We start from the raw sequence: 19,892 nt of genomic DNA, 5'->3' as shown, positions 1-19,892 counted from the left end.
ACAGGGAGAACAGGGCATGGCCAAGCCGCCGGTGGAGATAACGACGCAGGCGTCGATGGAGGAAGCCGCGGACCTCTTCCGCAGCGCGATGCGGGTGAGCTGGTGGAACGAGAACATCACCGGCGCCGGAACCACCTTCGAGCAGCCGAGAGGGTCCGTCTTCGACCAACTGCACCAGGACCGCCCGGACTTCGCCGTGATGGCGCTGCTCGGCGGTCGCGGGGCGGAGATCCAGAAGTCCGCGGTCCACATGTACATGTGGGACCGGGGCGCGCACCGAGAGATCGCGCTCGGCGTCGGGCGCAACCTGGGATCCTTCGGGATCAAGGCGAACCGCAAGATCCGCCGGTTCGTCGACGCGCTCTCGGACGTCGACCCGTCCCTGGAGTTCACGGGGATCTGACCGCCCGGGCCGACGAGCACCCGCCACCGGGTGCTCGTCGGCACGTGTTCCGCGCTCAGGCGGGCGTGAAGGCGTACGCGGACACGTCCCGCTCGAGCACCGCCTGGTGGAAGGCGTAGACGTCGATGTTGGAGACCTTGACCAGCAGACAGTAGCGATCGAGCGAGGCCACCGACCTGGCCACCGCCGCGTACTCGCGCCGCAGGAAGTGGACCGCCGCCTGGTTGGCCACGGAACTCTGCCCGCAGACGAGGACGACGGGCCGGCTCGACTCCGGGGGCGTGAACTTGGCGACCACGGCGTACTCCTGGTGCCCCCGGTCGAAGTAGTAGTGCTCGTCCCCGACCGTGATCGCCACCGAGTCCCGGTGGTCGCTGAACGGATGGATCGTCACCCCGGGCAGATGCGCGGCCAGATGCCCGCCGGTGCGCGGATTGGAGCCCCCGATCGGCCCTCCGACACAGAACTCGGTGCGGTCGCCGTTGCCGCCCCGCAGGTCGGCGGACTCCACCGTGACCCGGCAGCCCAGTTGGCTGAGCAGCACGGCCAGTTCGACGACGGCCCGCAGATCCCGCTTGTGGATCGTGCCGGGCCGGCCGTGCTTGTCGCCGGAGACGATCACACAGGGCTCACCCGGCCGGGCGCCGAAGAAGTCGGCCCTGCGGTGCAACTCCCTGGTGCGGTGCCACCGTTGCCACAGTGCGCCCAGCCCGATCCCGAGCAGACTGGTCAGCAGACCGATCAGGATGTTGCCGAGCATCGAGACCACCGAGTCCACCGTCTCCTCCACCGCCCCGCCGACCGGCCCCGCCGGCTCCGTCAGCCGTCGCCCGCGCCGGGCCCGGCGTACTGCTCCCCGCCGGTTCCCGGCTCCGGGTCGACGGAGTGGATGAGGGCGACGACCCGCTCCCGCAGGGGTTCGGGCAGCGGCCCCTTCCCGTCGTCCTCGGGCGCCGGCCCGTCCGGGCCGGCGCCGATGAGGGTGACACGGCGGTCGCCGGAGATCTCGAGCTCCGCCGTCAGCTCGTCGACCGTCTCCGTGTCACCCGCGGCGACGGCGGCCGACAGCTCCGCCAGCAGCTCGCCGATCTCCTCCCACGCGGCGGGCGACAACCGCCACTCCCGCTCGACCAGCCGGAGGGCGCGCCCCGTGGCGCGGGCGGTGTCGGGGGCGATCGCCGCCGCTCCGTGCGATGTGCTCACGCTGTTCTTCCTCTCGCTCACTCACCTGTCACGCGTCAGCGACCCGTGTGGACGTAGGGAGCCCACACGGCAGGCGCCTTCACATAGCGGGCCCGCAGTTCACGGACGATCCCGTGCACCGCCCGGGCGGTGTCGGTGACGTCCAGGCCGCCGCCGTAACCCCGCAGGGAACGGTAGAGACGTTCCGTCAGCCGTACCGACACCAGGTCGGCCGCCTCCCACAGGGCTCCGACCACCTGGGGGTAGCCGGCGGTCTGGAACGCCGACGTCAGATGGATGGCCTCGTCCGGCAGGCGGTCGGTGCGGGCGGTGTGACAGGCCAGCAGGACGGCGAGCTGGGCGTGCGGCAGCTGCCTGCGTGCCACGTCCAGCACGCCGAGCGGCCCGTCGGCGAGGTCCAGCCGGCTCTTCGACGGGTCCTCGGGATCGCTGACGCCATGACAGGCGAAGTGCACGGTGGCGGCCGAGGACAGCTCGGCCAGCACCCGCCCGACCGTCGCCTCGTCGCCCTCCAGCCGCCGCAGGGTGCCCAGGGTGCCGGCCATCGCGGCCACCTCGTCCCGGGACGCGCCCTCCCCGCCGTCCGCGCCCGTCGGCCGGCGCACGGCCAGAAAGGGTCCGGCGCCGCCGACCGGCGCCGGAGTCTGCCGGGCGTGCCGCAACGCCCGGATGCCGGGGGTGTACGAGGAGGCCACCCGGTCGAGGACCGACCGCCGCTCGGCGAGCGGGGCCTTGCGCTGGTAACCGGCGGCGTGCAACGGCAGATGGGCCAGCGGCCCGGACGCCGACCACCACAGCCGGGGCACCGCGCCGCGCGGGGCGCCGTCGGGGATCGGCTCGGTGAGACCGGCCTTCTCCAGCACGGGCTCCGCGATCGTGTCCCAGAGCCACTCCAGGACGGCGAACACGGTCTCGGCCGCCTCGTCCCGTCGGCCGCGCGGGGCGTCGCGGCCCACCGAGACCGCGGCGAGGAACCGGCGCGCCTGGTGCGCCAGCAGCCCTTCGGTGACGTCCAGCGGCACGGGCCTGATGTCCTCGGCGGTGACGATCAGGGCGTCGGAGCGCAGCCGGTCGATGTTGACCAGCACGATCGGCCCCTGGCCCGCCTCGGCCCGCATGTCCGCGGCGGTCGGCGGCAGCAGGAAGTCGGCGAACCCGTCGAGTGCGCGGATCCGCTCCAGGAGCCGCCGCCACTCGTCCGCCGCCGCGTGCTGCTCGCGGATCCGGACGACGTCGTCAGGGCCGGACGCCGCCTCCGCCTCCGCCCGCCGCAGCCGCAGGCCGAGCTCGGTGAAGGAGCCCGCCACGGCCGGATGGGCGGCGGCCAGGTCGGAGACGTCCGTACGGGCCTGGATGTCCTGGCCCATCAGCACCGCCCGGCCCTGCTCCAGCAGCGCCGCCGCCTGCTCGGTGCGGCCCGCCGCGAGCGCCACCGCGCACGCGGTACGGGCCAGGCTCGTACCGGCGAGCTGGTCGGGGACGTCCGCGCTGCGGCGGGTGCCGCCGGCCGCCGGAGCCGGATAGCGGCGGCCGAGCAGCGCGGAGCGCAGGACGGCCTGCCGGTCCTCCCGGCTCAGCGCCTGGGAGGCGAGCACCGGCAGCACCTCCAGCGCGACCTCCGCCGCGTCCGCGGCACCTGCCCAGTCGTGGCGCTCCAGAGCGTTGCCCAGCGCCGTGCGCGCGTTCTCGAAGCGTGCCACGGGCGGCAGCGCCAGCTCCGTCTTCGGGTCCCAGACCGGGTTGTACTCCGCGCCGTAGTGATCGCCGATCACGTCGTTGTGGGCGGCGCGGGCCAGCTCCGCGATGGTCGCCAGGGCGGGCCGGAGCTGCTCGCGCAGGGCGGCCAGCTCGGGGCCGTACCCCGGTTGGCCGGGCAGTTCCTCCAGCCGCCGTGCCATGACCTCCGCGAGCCGGACCGCCTCCTGCGTGCCTGCCGGGTCACCGCGCATCGCGGAGACGCAGGCGAGGGCCTGGGCATAGGGCATCGCACAGCCCAGCCAGGTCACCGAACCCTCCGGCACCCGTTCGAACGCCCAGCGCAGCGCGTCGTACGCCCGGGCGACCGTCGTCTCGTCCCGGTGCAGCATCCCGTACGACTGGCGGCGCGACTCCACCGCGACGAGCAGTTCGAGATAGCGGGCGCTGGTGACCGGCAGCAGGGCCAGCTGTTCGTCGCCGCACCGTACGGCGGCCAGGTCCCCGGGGTCGTCGCTGAAGGTGAACCGGGCGGCCACCATCTGCACCAGGACCGAGGCGGTCCAGCCCCGGGGGCCGTCGGCCAGCCCGGGTTCGGCGAGCAGCTCCCGCAACTGGGCCTCGGCGAGCGCGAGCCGGCGCGGATCGACGGCCCCCGCCCCGAGCAGCGCGCGGTACACCTCCGCGGCCTCCGCCGGCAGCTCGGAGACGTCCTCGGCCGTGGCGGCCCGCGCGGGCCCGGCGTCCGCCGGCGGACCGGGCGGCCATACGGCGACGGCGGTGGCGGCGGGCGGACCGAGCGGACTCGGCGGGGCGGGCCGGGGGCTGCCCGTGTAGGCGGCGAAGTCCTCGGGCCCGGGGCCCGGGGAGCGCAGGCCGGGGCGTTCCGGCGGGGCGTACATCAGGATGGGCGGCACCTGCACCCCGCGCAGCAGAGGGTCCAGCAGCGGGCGCATCTTCCGCACCAGTCCGGTGCCGTTGAACGGCAGTCTGCGCATCAGCCGCGCCAACTCGGCGCACGCGGCCCGCTTCTGCACGATGTGCGGGAGCAGCGGATGGTTCGGGGGCAGGTCGTTCTGGAGCCTGGCCCAGAGTTCGTCGGAGCGTTCGACGTCCGCGCGCGACCAGGTGAGGAAGGCGCGGGCGGTCAGCATCGCCGCCATGTTCGCCGCGTAGACCCCTCCGTCGTCCGGCGGCGCGAAGGCCCGGTAGGCCTCCAGCTGGGCGATGGCCTCCTCGACCGTCTCCTCGTCCAGGGTGCGGAACAACGACACGTTGAGCGCCAGCGAGAAGTAGAGATGGGCCGAGGCGCGGTCGCTGTCCGGTTGGTGGGTGCCGTGCAGACGGGCGTGCTCGACCGCCCGCAGGGACATACGGCCGGCCCGCAGCGCCACCTCGACCGTCCGCTCGTCGAGCGGCTGCGCGCGGTAGCGGGTCAGCGCCGCGTGGACGGCCGTACGGCTCACGATGTCCGCTTCGACATGGTCGGGGCCGACGGCGTCGAACGCGGCGTACGCCCGTTGCTCGGCGTCGTCCAGGGAGGCCAGGTCGCCCGACTCGTGCCGGAAGAGCGCCGCCCGGGCGAGCCGGATGAGCAGACTGGGCCGGGCGAGGTCGTCCATGGGCAGCCCGTCGGCCAGCGCGGCGGCGTGCCGCTCCGAGGGCCGCGGCGGCTCGAAGTGGCGGGGGAGCGGCTCCTCCGGGTAGGTCGCCGCGACCCGCACCGGATCGTCGGGCGCGCGTCCCTGGGTCTGGGCGGCGAGGTGGTGGTGGACGTCGTCCGACAGCCGGTGGTCACCGTGCCGCAGCGCGAGGGTGCGCTCGGCCAGCCACAGATGCAGCACCCAACGCGGGCGCCGCGGATGGTGGCGCGGGCCGACGTCCAGGGCGTACTCCATGAGCGCCGCGGCGGCCACGGCACAGGCCCGGCCGCCCTCGCTCCAGGAGGCACGCAGCAGCGCGGCCCCGGCCGGCAGCCACCCCGACGGGTCGTCGCCGGCCTCGGCCACCTGCCGCTCGACAACCGGCGTCCACGCGGCCTCGCAGCGCACCAGCATGACGTCCACAGCCGTTCGTACGTCTGACACACCGCCAGTCTTCCCCGGCGCGGCCCACGAGGTACTCCGTCCGGAAATCTCCGACAAACCCTGTGTGTCACAGACGGGCGGGCTGCCCGGTCCTTGTGAGGTGAAGGCCGCACCGGGGCATCTGCCGCCCGGGGGAAGGGGTTTCTCTATGGAGCACACCATGGGCGCGAGTGAGGAGGCCGCGCGCGGCCTGACCGAGATCGAGACATTCCTGTACTGGGAAGCTCATCTGAGAGCGGCGCACCGGCGCGTGGCGGATTTCACCGCACGGGCGCCGGGGCTGACCCAGGAGCAGAAAAGGAATGTCGAACGGTGGTACCTCGAAGAGCAGAGATACGTCGCCCGTTTGGCGACCGAGCACATTGCCGACGCCATCAGCGGGATGGAGGAGAAGCACCACATCCTCTTCGGGCGATGGCTGCGGGGAACGCTGGTCGCGATGGGGCTCATCACCGTGGCGATGATCTGGGTGTGCGTCGCCGTGATCATGGGTGTGTCGGGCTGACGCCGCGGGTCTCCTAGCGGAACAGGTCGTCGGCCACCTGTCCTTCGCTCGCCAGAGCTCGCGCGTGGGCCGTGTCGCCGAGAGCCCGGTCGGTGCCGGTGGCCCGCGCCATGTCAGTGACCCTCCGCACCGCGTCGGCCGCGTCCGCCGGTCGTCCGAGTCGTGCCGATGCCTCCATGAGCTCGATCATCGACGGGATGGTGCGGCCCAGCTCCTCCCGGTTCCCGCAGCCGCGCCCTCTCCCGGGACCGGTCGACCAGCCGCGTGCGTACCCCTCTGTGATCAGTCGCGCCAGGCCGTCCAGGAGCAGAACGCAAGGGTGTGGGCGCAGCGGGCTTCGGCGCCGTCGGTACGGCCCGCGCGGGCAGGTCCGGCGTCGAGCGGCTCCAGCCGCTTGGCCGCGTCGAACAGCAGCGGTATCCCCACGTTCGCGCCCCTGGTGCGGAACGTGACCTGACCGCGCAGCAAGGTCGGTTTCGCCGTACCGAGCTCGTCGAGAGGGCTCGGTTGCGGTCGAGGAAGGCGGCCGCGGCGGGCGCCTGCGCCCGGGTCCGCCGATCGCTCCAGTTCGGCGGCCACCGTCTCGTCACGTCCCGTCGTGGCGCGCGCCACGAGCCACGCCCCACGACCGGGATCGAGCCGGGCGTCGGGGCCCACGAATCCGTCGGCCATCTCGGCCATGGTCAGCCTGCGGGGCGGTTCGACCAGGGCCAGTGGGTTGCCACGTGTCTCGGCGAGCATGCGCTCGGGGCGACGAACTCCAAGGTCTGCACCGACACGCGATCCAGCCGTTGCGCGTCGTCGACGAGGCAGACCAGTGGCTGGTCCCCTCCTGCCTCCGCGAGGAGGGTCAGCGCGGCCAGACCCACGAGGAACCGGCCGGCCGCATCGCCGTGACACAGACGGAACGCCGAGCCCAGGGCGTCGCGCTGCGGCTCCGGGCGACGGTCGAGGCCGATCGGCAGCGGTGCGCAGAGCTGGTGCAGGCCCGCGTAGGAGAGTTCCGTCTCGGACTGGACGCCGGCGGCCCTGAGCACGCGGCATCCGGTGGAACGTTCGAGAAGGTAGCCACGAGGTCGTCGAGGGCCCGGCACCCGTTCTGCCGCCCGACGGGCCCGGCTCCTGAACCGCTCCCGGCCATGGCAGCCCCTGTCCGGCCGATGCAACCGGCACGGCAATACGCCTCCGGATCGCTGCTGGTCAGAGCGGATCCGGCAGCTTGGGCCACGGACCGACCACGGCACGACCACGAAGCCGCCCACGGCTTTCAAGGGCGCGATCGGCAGCCCCCGGGCGCGACGTTCGTTGGCAGCAGCCATCAAGCCGCTGAACCACGGAGCACAGGAGCCGGTCGTGGACGCACATCTGGTCGAAGCAGGGCAAGCTCGGGAGACGGCGGGTACGACGGCCACCCCGACGATCGGTGACCTGGACGACGCGACGTCGGTGTTCGTGCGTGCCAGACCCGGACTGCTCAAGATCGCCAACCGAATCGTCGGGAACCCGAGCGAGGCCGAAGACGTCATCCAGGAGGCATGGCTCCGGTGGCAGGGCACGGACCGTACGGTCGTCGCGAACCCGTCGGCGCTGCTCAGGACGACAACCGTCCGGCTGGCGATCAACGTCGTCCAGTCCGCCTGGAGACGTCGGGAATCCTGCGCCAGTCCTTGGCTCCCGGACCTGACGGACACCCGCGCGACCCCGGAAACCGTGGCAGAGCGACAGGACGCCGTGGAGCGAGCGGTTCTCCTGCTGATGGAGACGCTGACGCCGAGGCAACGTGCCGCGTATGTCCTGCGGGAGGGTTTCGGCTACCCGCACAGCCGGATCTCCGAGATCCTGCGCCTCAGCGTCCCCAACACGAGGCAGCAGGTCTCACGTGCCCAGGAACGTCTCGCCCATAACCGACGCAGGCAGCCCGTGGATTCGGTCGCGCATCGGCGTCTCGTCCAGGCGTTCCTGGTGGCAGCGCAGTCCGGTGACCTCGCGCCGTTGGAACGGGTCCTCTCCGCAGCCGCCGACCACCAACCGACCTGCGGGCGCTCGCGGCGCGCGTGTCGTCGCTGGTGAGGTGGGAATCACGTACGTCTAGGGACGCTTGGCGCGGTAGAGGCCCCGGCCGCTCCGCTCGACACGGGAGGCACCGACCAGACGGTCGAGGGTGCTGCGGACGCCGTTGATGCTTCCGCTGTCGGTGTCACGGCCGAGAGCAGTGGCGACATCACGGGCCCGCACGTCGGCGTCGCCGACGCCGTCGAAGTACTCCATGATCTGCTCGGTGAGCTTGCCGTACCCCTTCCGTCCGTCCGCGTCGGTGCCGGGGGCAACACGGTGTGTCTGAGGTTCGACGGTGGCCACAGCCTGGTTCTGCCGCGCACTCGCGGCACCGGCCGTACCCGTCGCCGCGGCGGCCGGGTCGAGCATCAGGGCTTCGAGGGCGCTCAGGGCCCGCTGCACCGAGCCGAGATGCGCCACGACCGCGGCCAGCTCCCGTTCCAGCGCCTGCTTCTGGACCTGTAGGCGGGCCAGGTCCTCCTGAAGGCTCTCAGCGGTGATCTCAATGTTGTGCGCTGTGCGGGCTGCAGAGACCATGTGTTCCTCTCATCCTCAACCCCAGCAATAGGTTTCCCCTGACATCATATGCAGTGACGTGTTCTGCATGTGGACGCATCGTGTGTGCCTGCCGCCGGCGAACGGACCTCGGCTGTGTCACAAATGCGTCGGTTGCCCGGTCTCATCTGACAGCCCCCGGCACCCCTTCACCGGGACGGGAAAGACCGTGGCCGCTGAACGAGGAGACCATGTCATGTACTGGCGCGAACGGGCAGCGTGCCTGCACGTGGAAGACCCGGATCTGTTCTTCCCCATCGGGCACAGCGGGCCGACGCTCGATCAGATCGACGAAGCCAAGGCGGTCTGCGGCCGTTGCCCCGTCATGGAGCAGTGCCTCAACTGGGCCGTGCGGATGGCGCAGGTGGAAGGCATCTGGGGCGGTACGACGGAGAGCGAACGTCGTGCGATCAGACGACTCGAGGCCCGACGGGTGGCGAGGGGCACGGTCAGAACGGTGGCGTGACGGCGAGAGCACCGCCGAAGGGGCTCCTGGGATCACCCGGTGTCAGGGCTGCCGGGCAGCGTCACGCCCCGCCATGACGACGGTCGCGGTGATCAGGAGCGCCGCGATGATGCCGGTGCTGAGCACGGGCACGGCCGTACAGGTGGCGGCCAGGACCGCGAGCACCGCGGCCAGGTGGACGATGTCGGCCGGGGCGGATGTCCGCGAGGGGTGCCGGTGCAGTAGCCGGACCATCGCGATGAAGACGGCCACGGGGACCGTGTACGTGGCTGCGGCCTGCTCGTCGGTGAGGGTTCCGTGGCCCTCGGCCCGAGCGACGTTGACGGCGAGACCGGCGCCGGTGGCGGCCGCGGAGGCGAAGAGGGCGTAGTGGCCGTACCCCCACACCGGCCGGAACCAGGCAACTCCAGCAGACGGTGACTGACTCATGGGGGCAGGTCCCTGCGGTGCGGCGGAGGGTTCACAACAACTGGCCCGAGAGAGGCTACACCTGCCACGACACACTGCACGATGTGCTCCAACACAACACCGTACTGACACGGTGTGCCGAGGATGGGCTGCCCGCTGACGCCTTCCCCGGGCCGGACCTGTCACAACCGCGCGTCGTGCGCGGTCATATGGGTGGAAGCAGTCCATGAGCCGTCCGGGACGGTCCCCGTGATCGATTGACGAATGGTGGTAGGGGATGGGCGACGGGAGCCAGGAAAACGACGTGCGGCACATCGCCAGGGGCGAAAGGATCGCCGAATGGGCTGGGGGACGCCTGGGCGTCTCCGGCCTGGTCAGGAGAAAATCGCGAAGAGTCTTTCCGGACCACTGGTCGTTCCTGCTGGGAGAGATCTGCCTCTACAGCTTCGTCATCATCGTCGTCACGGGCGTGTATCTGACGTTCTACTTCCATCCGTCCATGAAGGAGGTGGAGTACAACGGCAGTTACGCACCGCTGCGGGGGCAGATGGTGTCCGAGGCGTTCGATTCGACCATGCACATTTCCTTCGACGTCCGTGGCGGCCTGCTGATCCGGCAGGCCCACCACTGGGCAGCGCTGATCTTCGTCGCCGCCATGCTCGTCCACATGATGCGCGTCTTCTTCACAGGCGCCTTCCGCAAGCCTCGCGAACTCAACTGGGTCTTCGGTTTTCTGCTGCTGGTCCTGGGAATGTTCGGAGGGCTGACGGGATACGACCTTCCGGACGACCTTCTGTCCGGAACCGGACTCGCGGTGGTGAACGGAACGATCCTCTCCATCCCGATCGTCGGAACCTACCTCTCCATGTTCCTCTTCGGAGGTGAGTTCCCGGGAAATGATCTGGTGGCGCGCTTCAACACGATCCACGTTCTGCTCATCCCCGCCCTGATGGTGGGACTGCTTGTCGCTCATCTCCTCCTGGCCCTTCGCCAAAGGCACACGCAGTATCCAGGTCCGGGGCGGAGCAACAGCAATGTCGTGGGTCTGCCGGCCAAGGTACGCGCCGTGAAGTCCGCGGGGTTCTTCTTCCTGGTCACCGGTGCCGTCTTCGTCATCGCCGCGGTCGCACAGATCAACCCTGTCTGGGTGTACGGCCCCTACCGTGCCGACCAGGTCTCGGCCGGATCGCAGCCCGACTGGTACATGGGCGTAGCCGACGGTCTGCTGCGGGTCATGCCCGGCTGGGAAATCGACTTCTGGGGCCACACCCTGGCTCTGGACAACCTGATCCCGCTCACGGCAGGCGTCGGTCTCTTCCTTGTCATGGGCGCATACCCGTTCATCGAGTCCTGGGTGACCGATGACGACCGCGAGCAGCATCTCCTCGACCGACCGCGCAACCGTCCGGTGCGAACGGCACTCGGTGTCGCATGGCTCAGTTTCTATCTGGTGGCCGTGATAGGCGCCGCGAACGACATCATCGCCATCCGCTTCCATGTCGGGGTCGAATCAGTGACGTGGGCGGTTCGCATCGGCCTCTTCGCCGTGCCCGTCGTGGCGTATGCCGTAACGAAGCGGTGCGCACTCGGTCTGCAGCGCAAAGACCGCGAAAAAGTGCTGCACGGCCGCGAGACCGGCATCATCAAGCTCTTGCCGCACGGCGAGTTCGTCGAGGTGCACGAGCCGCTCAGTCAGGAACAACTGCACGTTCTCACACAGCACGAGCAGTACAGGCCGATAGGTCCCCCCGGCCCCGCCGGTAACGGGGAAGGCCCGGACTCCGGATCCCGCCTCGCGCAGCTCCTGCGGGCCAGGCTCAGCCGGAGCTTCTACGGCGAGGGCACACAGATAACCAAGCCGACCGCGCAGGAGCACAAGGAGATCACCAGCGGGTGAAGAGGGGCAGGAGCCCGCCGACCCATCCTGTCCTCTACGTGCACGATGGGGGCTGGGTCATGGGCAACGCCGGCGCTACCCCGTCACGGACGCGGCCCAGGACACCGACAGTTACCGGGAGTTCCCGGACGGCCCCTACCTCACGGCGAAGGCCATGGCCTGGTTCTGGGACTGCTGCACCACCGACCCCGCCCAGCGGGCGGAGATCACCGCCTCGCCGCTGCGGGACGAGGGCGAGGCGTACGCCCGCGAGCTGACCCAGGCCGGTGTTCCCACCACGAGCATCCGCGTCAACGGCACCCTGCACGCTTCTCCGGCCCGGTCATGAGGCGTCCGGACAACGGCTCAGACGGTAACGGCCGAGGGCGTCCCGAAGGATCCGCCGGACCTCGATCTGATCGGCCTCGGCCTGGGGCCCACCCCGGACCGCCCGGTCCCGGTCACTGTCGGCGCGCTGAACGGCCATGCGCACCGCGTGGGTCGTGTCCCAGACATCGTCCACCACGTAGTACAGCCACACGGGCTGGGAACCGGCGGTGTGGAACCGCAGACCCACCAGCCACCTGTCCCGCTTGACGGGGCGGGAGCCGGCGGGGGAGCCGGGCCCCGGAACCTTCTCGGCAGTGCGAATGCCGACCGTGGATGCGCCCTGCGCACGGTACCTGTCCGTCTGGAGCAACATCTTGTTCTCATCTCCATTCCGACTCGGGCGATCACGTCGGAAGAGCGGCGTACCGTCCGGATGGCCAAGGGCGGGGCGATGTGCTCCACTACATACTTGACTGCACAGCACCCTGTTCTGTGACACCGTGGGACACCTGTCATCGCCGCCCGAGCCGGACCGCCAGCACGGAAGCATCGGCCCGATCGCGCAGCGGAGCAAACCCGCACCCCGCCAGTTCCCCGACCAACTCCGTACGGGAGGCAGGCCACATCCAGAACGTCGCGTTGTGCTGTCGCAGCACCCCGCCCTCGCCCCGTACCCAGTAGTCGAAGCGTGTCCGAATCCGGTTCACGTCGGCCGACGCCACCATGCGTCCTCCGTACTCGTGCCGGCCGACCCTCACGGTCGGGAGGACATGCGTGGTCTCGTGACGGGGGAGGCGCTCGGGCGGCAGCTGGACGAGCAGCACACCTCCCGGCACGAGTGCCTCCGCGACGGCCGGCCACAGGGCCCGCCGCGCAGCCGGGTGAAGACAGGCGATCGTGTTGTGGCATACGGCCGCATCGGCCACCTGGTGCAGGCCGGCCTCATCGAGCGGGTGGGGGTACACGGTGACCCGCATTCTCAGGTCGGCGGGCAGGGACGCGAGACGCGTCATCAAAGGAGAACGCATGGAACGCGCGGGCTCGACCGCGTGCACGGGGACCTGCGACTCCATGAGGCTCATCAGCGTGACGCGTCCCGTTCCGGCGCCGACGTCCAGTACACCGACACGGGCCTTCCTGACATCGTCCCGGTACAGCCGGCGTACGCGTGCCCCGTCCCGCTCGGCCTGGAGGACGTCGTAGAACTCGGCACTGATCGCGTAGGCGTCCTGCTGCTCATGGCCGAGAGGATCGACGGACACATCTGACGGGAAAGGGTGCATATCCAGCAAGACAAACCATGCAACCCATCTGTGACAGAGCCTGGCCACGGATGCATGGACTGGGCCCGGACTAGGCCGACGTCGCCTCGCCTTCGAGACGCATGGTGCGGATCTCCTTGCGGGAGGAGATGCCGAGCTTCGAGAACACCTTGCGGAGGTGCCACTCGACCGTGTGGGGGCTGAGGAACAACTGGACGCCGATCTCGGGGTTCGTGAGCCCTTCGCCGGCGAGACGAGCGATCTGCGCTTCCTGCGGGGTGAGGGCCGTGGGCGTCGCGACGGTGTGTTTGCGCACCCTCGCTCCCGTGGCCTGCAGCTCGGCTCGCGCGCGTTCGGCGAACGCCTCGGCCCCGATCTGGCTGAACATCTCGTGTGCGTCGCCGAGTTGGGCACGCGCGTCGACTCGGCGGTTCTCGCGGCGCAGCCACTCACCGTACAGGAGCTGTGCGCGGGCCAGCTCCACGCGGACCCGGGTCCGGGCTAGCCGCTCGATCGCCTCACGGTAGAGCTGCTCCGCGGCGTCGCCCTCGCTCAGGAGCGCCCGCGAGCGCGCTTCCACCCCCAGCGCCCAGTCTGTGCCACTGGCCTGTGTCGTCTCCGCGAGCTGATCGAGCGCGTCGGTCGCCGACTCGGGTGAGCCGCTGCGTACGGCCGCCTCGATCAGCTCGACCAGGCCCCATCGCGGCGAGGCGAACTCCACCTGGTGGGCGGCTGCCTCTTGGGCCGCGGTCAGTGCTTCGGCGTAGTGGCCGAGTCCGTTGCAGAGCACCGCGCGGTACCAGTGTGTGACGGTGACGGCGGCCCCCTGGCCACGTGGCACGGCCTCGCTCAGGATCGCGTCGATCAGCGTGCGGGCCTCGCGCTCCCGGCCACGCCAGACAGCCAGGCCGAGCGGCCCGACGCGCGGCGGGTTGCTCCCGGTCGCCGCACACACCGTTCCCACCTCCTCGACCAGCGACGCGGCCGCCGCCAGCTCCCCGGCGATCAGGTGCATGTGTGCGCGGGAGTCGAGTGCGTCGGGGAGCGCGCTGAGCGCGCCGGACTCGCGGGTGATCTCCACATGACGGGTTGCGACCAGGTGCCAGCGCTCGTCGTCCCACAGATCCGCAGCAAGGACCGACGCGAGCCAGAGCCAGCGCCGCGCCTCCTGAACCGGGATCTCCTCGTCACAGAACGCTTCGAGGACTCGCTCCATCATCGGCGCGGCAGCCGAGTAGCCGTCGGTGAGACGCACGGCAACGGCATCCAGCACCATGTCGGGCACCCGGGGCAGCCGCGGCGACGGCGCGCCACGGGCAGCCTGGCCCACCTCCCGCAGGCCCGCGCCGCGCGCCAGTCGGCCGGCGAAGATCGCCGCCGCGACGGCGTCCAGGTAGGTCTCACGGGCGAGCGCGACGTCGAGCCGCCCGAACCGGCGAGCGGCGGCGAGCAGCAGCGGAGAAGCCTCACTGCCGCGGTTCTGGGCGAACGCGATCTCGGCTTGCAGCACATCGATCCGCGCCCGCCCGAGCTCGTCCAGGGGCCCGGCCTCCGCTGTGGCGAGGAGAGCAGCCGCGGGCTCGAACGCCCCGGCGTGGAGCTTGGCCTGGGCGGCACCCACCGCACGCGCCGCACGTCGGGCGGGATCCTGCGTCAGCGCGGTCGCGCGCTGGAGGAACGCGGCCGCGGCCGCGATGCCGCCGCGCGCCTGCGCCCGGCCCGCGGAGTGCTCCAGCTCGGCAGCCACCGTCTCGTCAGGTCCCGAGGCCGCGCCGGCCAGATGCCAGGCCCGGCGATCGGGATCGAGCTGAGCGTCGGTCGAGTCCGCCAGCGCCTTGTGCACCTCTCGACGTTCGTCCGGGCCCGCCGCGCGATACGCCGCCGAGCGCACCAGCGGGTGCCGGAACCGCACCCGGGTGCCGAGTGTGATCAGCTCCGCCGCGTCGGCATGCGACGCGGCGGCGTCGACGTCGATCCCCAGCCGCTCGGCCGCACGTCTCAGCAACGTCACGTCGCCTACCGGCTCGGCGGCCGCGGTGAACAGCAGGCGCTGGGTCTCGGCCGGAAGCGACTGGACGCGGCGGAGGAATCCCTGCTCGAGCTGGCTCGACAGCGGCCATGCGTCCGGATGCCCGAAGCCGCCGGCCAGTTCCGCCGAGGTCAACCCGCGAGGCAGCTCGAGCAGGGCCAGCGGGTTGCCGCGCGACTCGGCGACGATGCGGTCGCGCACCCGCTGGTCGAGCGGCCCGGTGACGACCGAGGCGAGGAGCGTTCGGGAGTCGCGCTCGGTCAGCCCCGTGACGCGCAGCTCGGGGAGGCTGCCAAGCACCTCGCCCGCGCTGGGCTCGCGGACGGCGAAGACGAGCACGACCGATTCCGCGAGCAGCCGGCGGGCGACGAACTCCAAGGTCAGTGCCGACGCGCGATCCAGCCACTGGGCGTCGTCGATGAGGCAGACCAATGGCTGGTTCCCGCCGGCGTCCGCGAGGAGGCTCAGGGTGGCCAGGCCCACGAGGAACCGGTCGGGGGCGTCGCCGGCGCGCAGCCCGAACGCCGCGCCGAGGGCGTCGCGTTGCGGCTCGGGCAGCTGGTCGAGGCCGGTGAGCAGAGGAGCGCAGAGCTGGTGCAGGCCGGCGTAGGAGAGCTCCATCTCGGACTGGACGCCGGCCACCCTGACAGTGCGGCAATCAGCACGGCCGAGGAGGTATCCCAACAGCGCGGTCTTCCCGATCCCCGCCTCACCGCGCAGGACCAGGACCCCACTGCGCCCGGCCCTGACACCCGTCAAGAGGTCGTCGAGAGCCCTGCGCTCGTTCTGCCTCCCGAGGAGTCCGGCTCTTGAACCGCTCCTCGCCATGGCAGCTCCCCGTTCAGGACACTTCGATCAGTATGGTAATACGTTTCCTGATCGGCGCGCCCGTGTGGTTCGGTAAGCCGGACGGGATGTGGCTCGACTTGTGTGCCGCGCGATGCGCGGGGGCCGCGTCCACGGTACGGCGCTGCCGGCCGTGGAGACTCGGCGGCCGGTGCAGCCGCTGCCCGCCCCGCCCCCGAGGAGGCCGAGCGGGGACCGGCGTTCGCGTCGGCGGTGTCCGCGCAACCGGTCGGTGTCGTCATGCTGCGCCACCCGCGCCCGCTGGGCGATCCCGCGCGCCGTCGTGCCCGGGCAGCCCTTGGCGGCGAAGAGTTCGGGCGCGGCCGTGAGGATCTGTGCCCGGCTGCCGCTCTGTCCCGGACGACGGCCGCCGCCCCACCGGTACAACGACCACCGACCCCGCACCGGCATCGGAGGCCGAACACCGGCCGGCCGCGTCACTGACCTGACCGACCAGCACACCCGGAGGGCCGAGAGGACCGAGCCGCGGCCAAGCGTGCCGGACCCCGTGCCGTGCGCAGTGGACGACACCCTCACGGCAACGGGTCGCCCTGCGCCGCCGCCGTACCCTGGCGGGCGCGGATGATCGCGATCACGGTGTCGGCGGTGCGGTCGAGGTGGCTGCGGCCGTCGGGGAGCTGAGCCGTCGGGCTGATGTAGCTGCGCGGCCCGACGTGCGTCGCCGGGTCGAGCCGATGCACGGTGATCTTCCCGGCGCGCTCGGCCCGGTTCCATCCGCTGCGACGGAACAGCCGCCAGCGCTGCGGGAAGATCCAGGTGCCGACCCGCTCGATCCGGTCGCTCGCGCTGGTCAGCCGGTGCAGGTGCTCGGCATGGGTGAGGTCGTTGGCGCCGTTGTGGAACCCGCCGAGCGTGATCAGCAGGAGCGGGCAGCGTAGCTGGGTGTGCAGTTCCTGGACCGCGCCGGTGGCGACCTGGGCGCCGCCGCTGTAGCTGAGCAGCACCACGGGGACACCGCTGCCGGGCTGGTAGCCGGCGAGCCGGAGCTGGATGGCGATCTGGGAGCCGACGGCCCTGTTGTACAGGGGGCGGTAGCGGTGGTCGGCGGCGACGAAGGTCTGCACGACGTTGTGCAGGAACAGCAGCAGTCCGATGCGGCGGCGCAGCCAGGCCCACACCGGCCGGTCGGCAAGCGGGTCGGCGAGTGGCGAGTAGGGCTGCACCTGACCCAGCACCCGCAGTTCCGGCGCTCCGGCGATCAGGGCCTTGACCAGCTGGCCGCCGTCCCGGCTGTCGCGGACCCGGCGTTTGCCGATGCCGTCCAGGTAGACCAGGTAGGCGGCCGGGGGACTGTCAGGGTCCGCACCCCGGGCATAGGGCACGCCCTCCGGGAGCTCGGTGGCGGGGGCCCGCCAGCCGGCGCCGTAGGCCAGCACCTCGTAGCGGGCCAGCAGCGCCTCGGCCAGCAGAGCGGGCCCGATCACGCAGGCCCAGAACAGGAAGTCGTTCATGCGATCGACTCCCGCGCCTCGGTCGCGCTGATCCTCACGACCAGACGCCGAACGGCCTCCACGGTGACGCCGAGCCCGGCCCCGGCGACGGTCACACAACCGGCGGCACTCCACCAGCCCAGCCCGCTCGCCTCGGCGAGCGGGCCGGCCAGATTTGCCCCGACCCCCACGAAGAGCAACAGATGGAGCAGGGGCCCGAGCAACGGGAACGCGAGGACGGCGGCGAGCACCAGCGGGGCGACCACGCCCGGTGTCCACACCAGGCCGGAGCCGGGCGGCGGAGCGGACAGCACCAGTTCGGCCAGGGTCCACGCGGTCAGCGGCCACAGCGCGAAGACGGCAGCCTCGACGAGGCCTGCGGCCAGCATCAACCCGGCCACGACAGTCCGCGACATGCCGGGCCGGCGAGCCGCCAGCGGCAGTATCCGACCGGCGGCCTCCGACAGCCCGGCGAACACCAGCAGGACAACGACGGCCGGTGACATCACTCGGCCTCGCTGTGCCGGACCGCCGGAGCCGACCGACTGGCCGGTCCGGCCCCCTGCAGATACCGCTCGAGTTCGTCGGCGGCGCGCCGGTATCCGCCCGCCTCCCGCTGGGCCTCCCGCAGGGTGGTCGCGGCGGTACGGAACCGGGGCTCGTGGAGCAGGCGCCGGGCGAGGACACGCACCGAGCCCCTTGCGACGTCCTGGGTACGCATCGACAGGCCGGCACCGAGTTCGACGACGCGCCGGGCCACCAGCGGCTGATCGGCACCCTGCGGGACCACCAGCAGCGGAACCCCGGCGTACATGGCCTCGTTGACGCTGTTCATCCCGCCGTGGGTGACGAACAGCGCAGCGCGGGACAGCACCTCCGGTTGCGGCACGAAGCGGCGGGTGAGCACGTTGGCCGGCAGCGGATCCAGCGCGTCGGGATCGGTCTGCCCGGTGGAGACGACCACGGTGCCGCCCAGCGGGGCGAGCGCGGTGGCGAAGCTGCGCAGCAGCTGCCGGTCGGCGTTGAACACCGTGCCCAGCGAGGCGTAGAGCACCGGGTCCTGCAGCCGGTCGACCGGGAACGACGGGTCGACGGGGCGGGCGCCGATGCTCGGGCCGACAAACCGGTAGGACTGGTCGAAGTCCTCGACGGCGGGCTGGAACGCCCGTGAGGTGTAGACCAGATTGAGCGGCTGACGGATGTCCGCCAGGTCGAGCAGGGGCAGCCCACGTGTGTCGTAGCGGCGGTGCAGCTCCCAGCGGGACCGCAGGTAGCCCTGGACGCTGCGGGGCCGGCTCGTCGCCGCGGTCAGCAGGTCCATGGAGCCGCGGGTGGGGCTGGGGACATGCCGGTTGAGGGCGAACGTGGTGAACGACGAGGCGGCCGGCACCCCGAGTTCGCGTGCGGCGACCGCGCCCCACAGACAGGCACTGTCGTGGACGATCAGATCGGGCCGGTCGCGGCGCAGGTCGCCGAGCACGGTGGGCAGCAGGCGGACGGCGGTGCTCGCGAGCGCCTCCATCCAGGTGACCGGCGTCGGCGGATCGGGGACCGCCACGGTGCCCTCGGGGTAGGGGTACACGGTCGCGCCGGTGGCCTCGATCTCCTCACGGAACACGGGCGAGGTGTGGTAGGTGACGGTGTGGCCCCGCCGGACGAGTTCGGCCACGACCGGCAGCGTCGGGTTGATGTGCCCGTGCATGCCGATGTTGAGGAACGCGATGGTACTCACAGGCTGACCCCCACTATGGAAGAAGTTGACGCCTCGCCGGGGCCGGCGGATGTCGCCGAAGGGCCGTCGGCCCGGTACAGCCCCGGCCCACTGATGCGCAGCCCGTCGAGAAAGCGCCCCGCCGCGAGGCACGCGGTGCTGATCAGCCGCTGGGAATGGCCGAAGTCCCACGGGGCGGGCCAGGCCTCGATGCCGGTGGGCAGCACGACCGTCGGGATGTGCTGGGACACCTCATGCAGGTCACGCTCGATCTGATGGTGCAACAGCAGCAGGCCGGCCCTGGCGGCCACCGCACTGGCACGGCGGCGCGGATTGGTGGGGCGAAGCGGCGAGCTCTCCGGTCCGGTCGCCACCACGACCACGCTGGCCGCCCCGGCCTGCCGGGCCGCCAGCACCGGGACATAGGCGATCACGCCGCCGTCGACGAGCGTCCGGCCCGCACGGTCCACCGGGGGCAGCATCCCGGGGATGGCCGCGCTGGCCAGCAGCGCGGACTCCAGGTCTCCGTGGTCGAGCAGCACCGGAACACCGGTGACCAGGTCCATGGCCACCGCGGTGAACGGGACCGCCAACTGCTCGATCCGGGACGGCAGTCCAGCGCGGGCGATCAGCCGACGCAGACCGCGATCGGTGAAGATGCTGGCCCGTGAGGACAGATAGCCGAGCGGATACACCTCACGGCGGCGCAACTGGGTCCACACATGGTCCAGCCACGGCGCGGCCCGGTCGGGGTGGGCGGCGGCGATGGCGCCGTTGAGGGCACCCACCGAAGTCCCGATGATCATGTCCGGTACGAATCCGCGCTGCTCCAGCGCGTACCCGACACCGACATGCGCCGCCCCGAGCACGCCACCGGCGCCCACCACCACGGCCACGGGACGGGGAAGGTCGCGCAGACCCGCCGACGTCGGATCCCCGGGCGGCCGGGCGAAGTCGCCTCCGCGGGAGCCCGAGTGTGCCGAGGGGACTGGTTTCCGGCGACGAGTAAC

Annotated in this window: 20 protein-coding genes and 1 pseudogene; 6 read left to right on the top strand and 15 right to left on the bottom strand. The window is 71.5% G+C overall.

What is annotated here, in order from left to right:
• Positions 1-16 precede the first annotated feature (16 nt).
• Complete coding sequence (locus tag ACFPIH_RS47175; RefSeq protein WP_381185176.1) at positions 17-403, top strand: hypothetical protein; 387 nt, start codon at positions 17-19, stop codon at positions 401-403.
• Positions 404-458: 55 nt separating this feature from the next.
• Here the strand turns inward: ACFPIH_RS47175 and ACFPIH_RS47170 are convergent, their stop codons facing one another.
• From ACFPIH_RS47170 to ACFPIH_RS47160, 3 genes are read right to left on the bottom strand one after another with little or no spacing between them, the layout of a single operon-like run.
• On the bottom strand, positions 459-1,181 hold the full coding sequence (locus tag ACFPIH_RS47170; RefSeq protein WP_381185179.1) for a hypothetical protein: 723 nt from the start codon (positions 1,179-1,181) through the stop codon (positions 459-461).
• A 41-nt stretch (positions 1,182-1,222) separates the two neighbouring features.
• Complete coding sequence (locus ACFPIH_RS47165) at positions 1,223-1,606, bottom strand: CATRA system-associated protein (RefSeq protein ID WP_381185182.1); 384 nt, start codon at positions 1,604-1,606, stop codon at positions 1,223-1,225.
• 35 nt (positions 1,607-1,641) lie between these two features.
• On the bottom strand, positions 1,642-5,388 hold the full coding sequence (locus ACFPIH_RS47160; protein WP_381185184.1) for a CHAT domain-containing protein: 3,747 nt from the start codon (positions 5,386-5,388) through the stop codon (positions 1,642-1,644).
• Between the two features lie 148 nt (positions 5,389-5,536).
• Between ACFPIH_RS47160 and ACFPIH_RS47155 the strand changes: the two genes are divergently transcribed.
• Positions 5,537-5,893 carry a hypothetical protein gene (locus ACFPIH_RS47155; protein ID WP_381185186.1) on the top strand — a complete coding sequence of 119 codons (357 nt, stop codon included), beginning with the start codon at positions 5,537-5,539 and terminating at the stop codon, positions 5,891-5,893.
• Between the two features lie 13 nt (positions 5,894-5,906).
• Here ACFPIH_RS47155 and ACFPIH_RS47150 read toward each other — a convergent pair whose 3' ends face one another.
• From ACFPIH_RS47150 to ACFPIH_RS47140, 3 genes are all read right to left on the bottom strand, one after another.
• Complete coding sequence (locus ACFPIH_RS47150) at positions 5,907-6,083, bottom strand: hypothetical protein (protein WP_381185189.1); 177 nt, start codon at positions 6,081-6,083, stop codon at positions 5,907-5,909.
• Positions 6,084-6,175: 92 nt separating this feature from the next.
• On the bottom strand, positions 6,176-6,565 hold the full coding sequence (locus ACFPIH_RS47145; RefSeq protein ID WP_381185192.1) for a hypothetical protein: 390 nt from the start codon (positions 6,563-6,565) through the stop codon (positions 6,176-6,178).
• Positions 6,566-6,576: 11 nt separating this feature from the next.
• A complete protein-coding gene (locus tag ACFPIH_RS47140) occupies positions 6,577-6,930 on the bottom strand; it encodes a hypothetical protein (RefSeq protein ID WP_381185195.1) in 354 nt (117 codons plus the stop codon).
• Positions 6,931-7,246: 316 nt separating this feature from the next.
• Between ACFPIH_RS47140 and ACFPIH_RS47135 the strand changes: the two genes are divergently transcribed.
• Complete coding sequence (locus tag ACFPIH_RS47135) at positions 7,247-7,963, top strand: sigma-70 family RNA polymerase sigma factor (protein ID WP_381185198.1); 717 nt, start codon at positions 7,247-7,249, stop codon at positions 7,961-7,963.
• A gap of 18 nt (positions 7,964-7,981) precedes the next feature.
• Here the strand turns inward: ACFPIH_RS47135 and ACFPIH_RS47130 are convergent, their stop codons facing one another.
• Positions 7,982-8,485, bottom strand: coding sequence for a hypothetical protein (locus tag ACFPIH_RS47130; RefSeq protein ID WP_381185201.1), 504 nt, complete (start codon positions 8,483-8,485; stop codon positions 7,982-7,984).
• Positions 8,486-8,699: 214 nt separating this feature from the next.
• Here ACFPIH_RS47130 and ACFPIH_RS47125 point away from each other — a divergent pair, with 214 nt between their 5' ends.
• On the top strand, positions 8,700-8,969 hold the full coding sequence (locus tag ACFPIH_RS47125; RefSeq protein WP_381185204.1) for a WhiB family transcriptional regulator: 270 nt from the start codon (positions 8,700-8,702) through the stop codon (positions 8,967-8,969).
• 42 nt (positions 8,970-9,011) lie between these two features.
• Here the strand turns inward: ACFPIH_RS47125 and ACFPIH_RS47120 are convergent, their stop codons facing one another.
• Entirely contained in the window at positions 9,012-9,398 is a 387-nt protein-coding gene (locus tag ACFPIH_RS47120) for a low temperature requirement protein A (protein WP_381185206.1), read from the bottom strand.
• 256 nt (positions 9,399-9,654) lie between these two features.
• Here ACFPIH_RS47120 and qcrB point away from each other — a divergent pair, with 256 nt between their 5' ends.
• Positions 9,655-11,274, top strand: a complete 1,620-nt coding sequence (gene qcrB / locus ACFPIH_RS47115; protein ID WP_381185209.1) for a cytochrome bc1 complex cytochrome b subunit — start codon at positions 9,655-9,657, stop codon at positions 11,272-11,274.
• 76 nt (positions 11,275-11,350) lie between these two features.
• A pseudogene (locus ACFPIH_RS47110) lies at positions 11,351-11,581 on the top strand (alpha/beta hydrolase family protein); the annotation flags it as partial.
• Between the two features lie 15 nt (positions 11,582-11,596).
• Here ACFPIH_RS47110 and ACFPIH_RS47105 read toward each other — a convergent pair.
• The 7 genes from ACFPIH_RS47105 to ACFPIH_RS47075 form a co-directional block, all read right to left on the bottom strand.
• Positions 11,597-11,956, bottom strand: coding sequence for a hypothetical protein (locus ACFPIH_RS47105; protein WP_381185211.1), 360 nt, complete (start codon positions 11,954-11,956; stop codon positions 11,597-11,599).
• Between the two features lie 139 nt (positions 11,957-12,095).
• A complete protein-coding gene (locus tag ACFPIH_RS47100; protein ID WP_381185213.1) occupies positions 12,096-12,845 on the bottom strand; it encodes a methyltransferase in 750 nt (249 codons plus the stop codon).
• A gap of 91 nt (positions 12,846-12,936) precedes the next feature.
• Positions 12,937-15,702, bottom strand: coding sequence for a helix-turn-helix transcriptional regulator (locus ACFPIH_RS47095; RefSeq protein WP_381185216.1), 2,766 nt, complete (start codon positions 15,700-15,702; stop codon positions 12,937-12,939).
• A 551-nt stretch (positions 15,703-16,253) separates the two neighbouring features.
• A complete protein-coding gene (locus ACFPIH_RS47090; protein WP_381185217.1) occupies positions 16,254-17,192 on the bottom strand; it encodes a hypothetical protein in 939 nt (312 codons plus the stop codon).
• Complete coding sequence (locus ACFPIH_RS47085) at positions 17,189-17,677, bottom strand: hypothetical protein (RefSeq protein ID WP_381185220.1); 489 nt, start codon at positions 17,675-17,677, stop codon at positions 17,189-17,191. Before ACFPIH_RS47085 ends, ACFPIH_RS47090 begins: the two co-directional genes overlap by 4 nt.
• Positions 17,677-18,903, bottom strand: a complete 1,227-nt coding sequence (locus tag ACFPIH_RS47080; protein WP_381185222.1) for a macrolide family glycosyltransferase — start codon at positions 18,901-18,903, stop codon at positions 17,677-17,679. The genes ACFPIH_RS47085 and ACFPIH_RS47080 overlap by 1 nt, the downstream gene beginning before the upstream one ends.
• Entirely contained in the window at positions 18,900-19,778 is an 879-nt protein-coding gene (locus ACFPIH_RS47075; protein ID WP_381185224.1) for a patatin-like phospholipase family protein, read from the bottom strand. The genes ACFPIH_RS47080 and ACFPIH_RS47075 overlap by 4 nt, the downstream gene beginning before the upstream one ends.
• Between the last annotated feature and the right edge of the window lie 114 nt (positions 19,779-19,892).

Origin of the sequence: Streptomyces vulcanius, from assembly GCF_042653945.1 — a bacterium.
Lineage (GTDB): Bacteria > Actinomycetota > Actinomycetes > Streptomycetales > Streptomycetaceae > Streptomyces > Streptomyces mangrovi.
Note: the sequence above shows the minus strand (reverse complement) of the source record. Positions and strands in the feature narration are given on the sequence as shown.

What these genes read in the sequence shown, in the direction of transcription:
- ACFPIH_RS47085 (WP_381185220.1), bottom strand. Translation starts at nt 17,677, where the DNA reads ATGTCACCGGCCGTCGTTGTCCTGCTGGTGTTCGCCGGGCTGTCGGAG.
- qcrB (WP_381185209.1), top strand. Translation starts at nt 9,655, where the DNA reads ATGGGCGACGGGAGCCAGGAAAACGACGTGCGGCACATCGCCAGGGGC.
- ACFPIH_RS47145 (WP_381185192.1), bottom strand. Translation starts at nt 6,565, where the DNA reads ATGGCCGACGGATTCGTGGGCCCCGACGCCCGGCTCGATCCCGGTCGT.
- ACFPIH_RS47105 (WP_381185211.1), bottom strand. Translation starts at nt 11,956, where the DNA reads ATGTTGCTCCAGACGGACAGGTACCGTGCGCAGGGCGCATCCACGGTC.
- ACFPIH_RS47095 (WP_381185216.1), bottom strand. Translation starts at nt 15,702, where the DNA reads ATGGCGAGGAGCGGTTCAAGAGCCGGACTCCTCGGGAGGCAGAACGAG.
- ACFPIH_RS47130 (WP_381185201.1), bottom strand. Translation starts at nt 8,485, where the DNA reads ATGGTCTCTGCAGCCCGCACAGCGCACAACATTGAGATCACCGCTGAG.
- ACFPIH_RS47175 (WP_381185176.1), top strand. Translation starts at nt 17, where the DNA reads ATGGCCAAGCCGCCGGTGGAGATAACGACGCAGGCGTCGATGGAGGAA.
- ACFPIH_RS47155 (WP_381185186.1), top strand. Translation starts at nt 5,537, where the DNA reads ATGGAGCACACCATGGGCGCGAGTGAGGAGGCCGCGCGCGGCCTGACC.
- ACFPIH_RS47150 (WP_381185189.1), bottom strand. Translation starts at nt 6,083, where the DNA reads ATGATCGAGCTCATGGAGGCATCGGCACGACTCGGACGACCGGCGGAC.
- ACFPIH_RS47125 (WP_381185204.1), top strand. Translation starts at nt 8,700, where the DNA reads ATGTACTGGCGCGAACGGGCAGCGTGCCTGCACGTGGAAGACCCGGAT.
- ACFPIH_RS47090 (WP_381185217.1), bottom strand. Translation starts at nt 17,192, where the DNA reads ATGAACGACTTCCTGTTCTGGGCCTGCGTGATCGGGCCCGCTCTGCTG.
- ACFPIH_RS47120 (WP_381185206.1), bottom strand. Translation starts at nt 9,398, where the DNA reads ATGAGTCAGTCACCGTCTGCTGGAGTTGCCTGGTTCCGGCCGGTGTGG.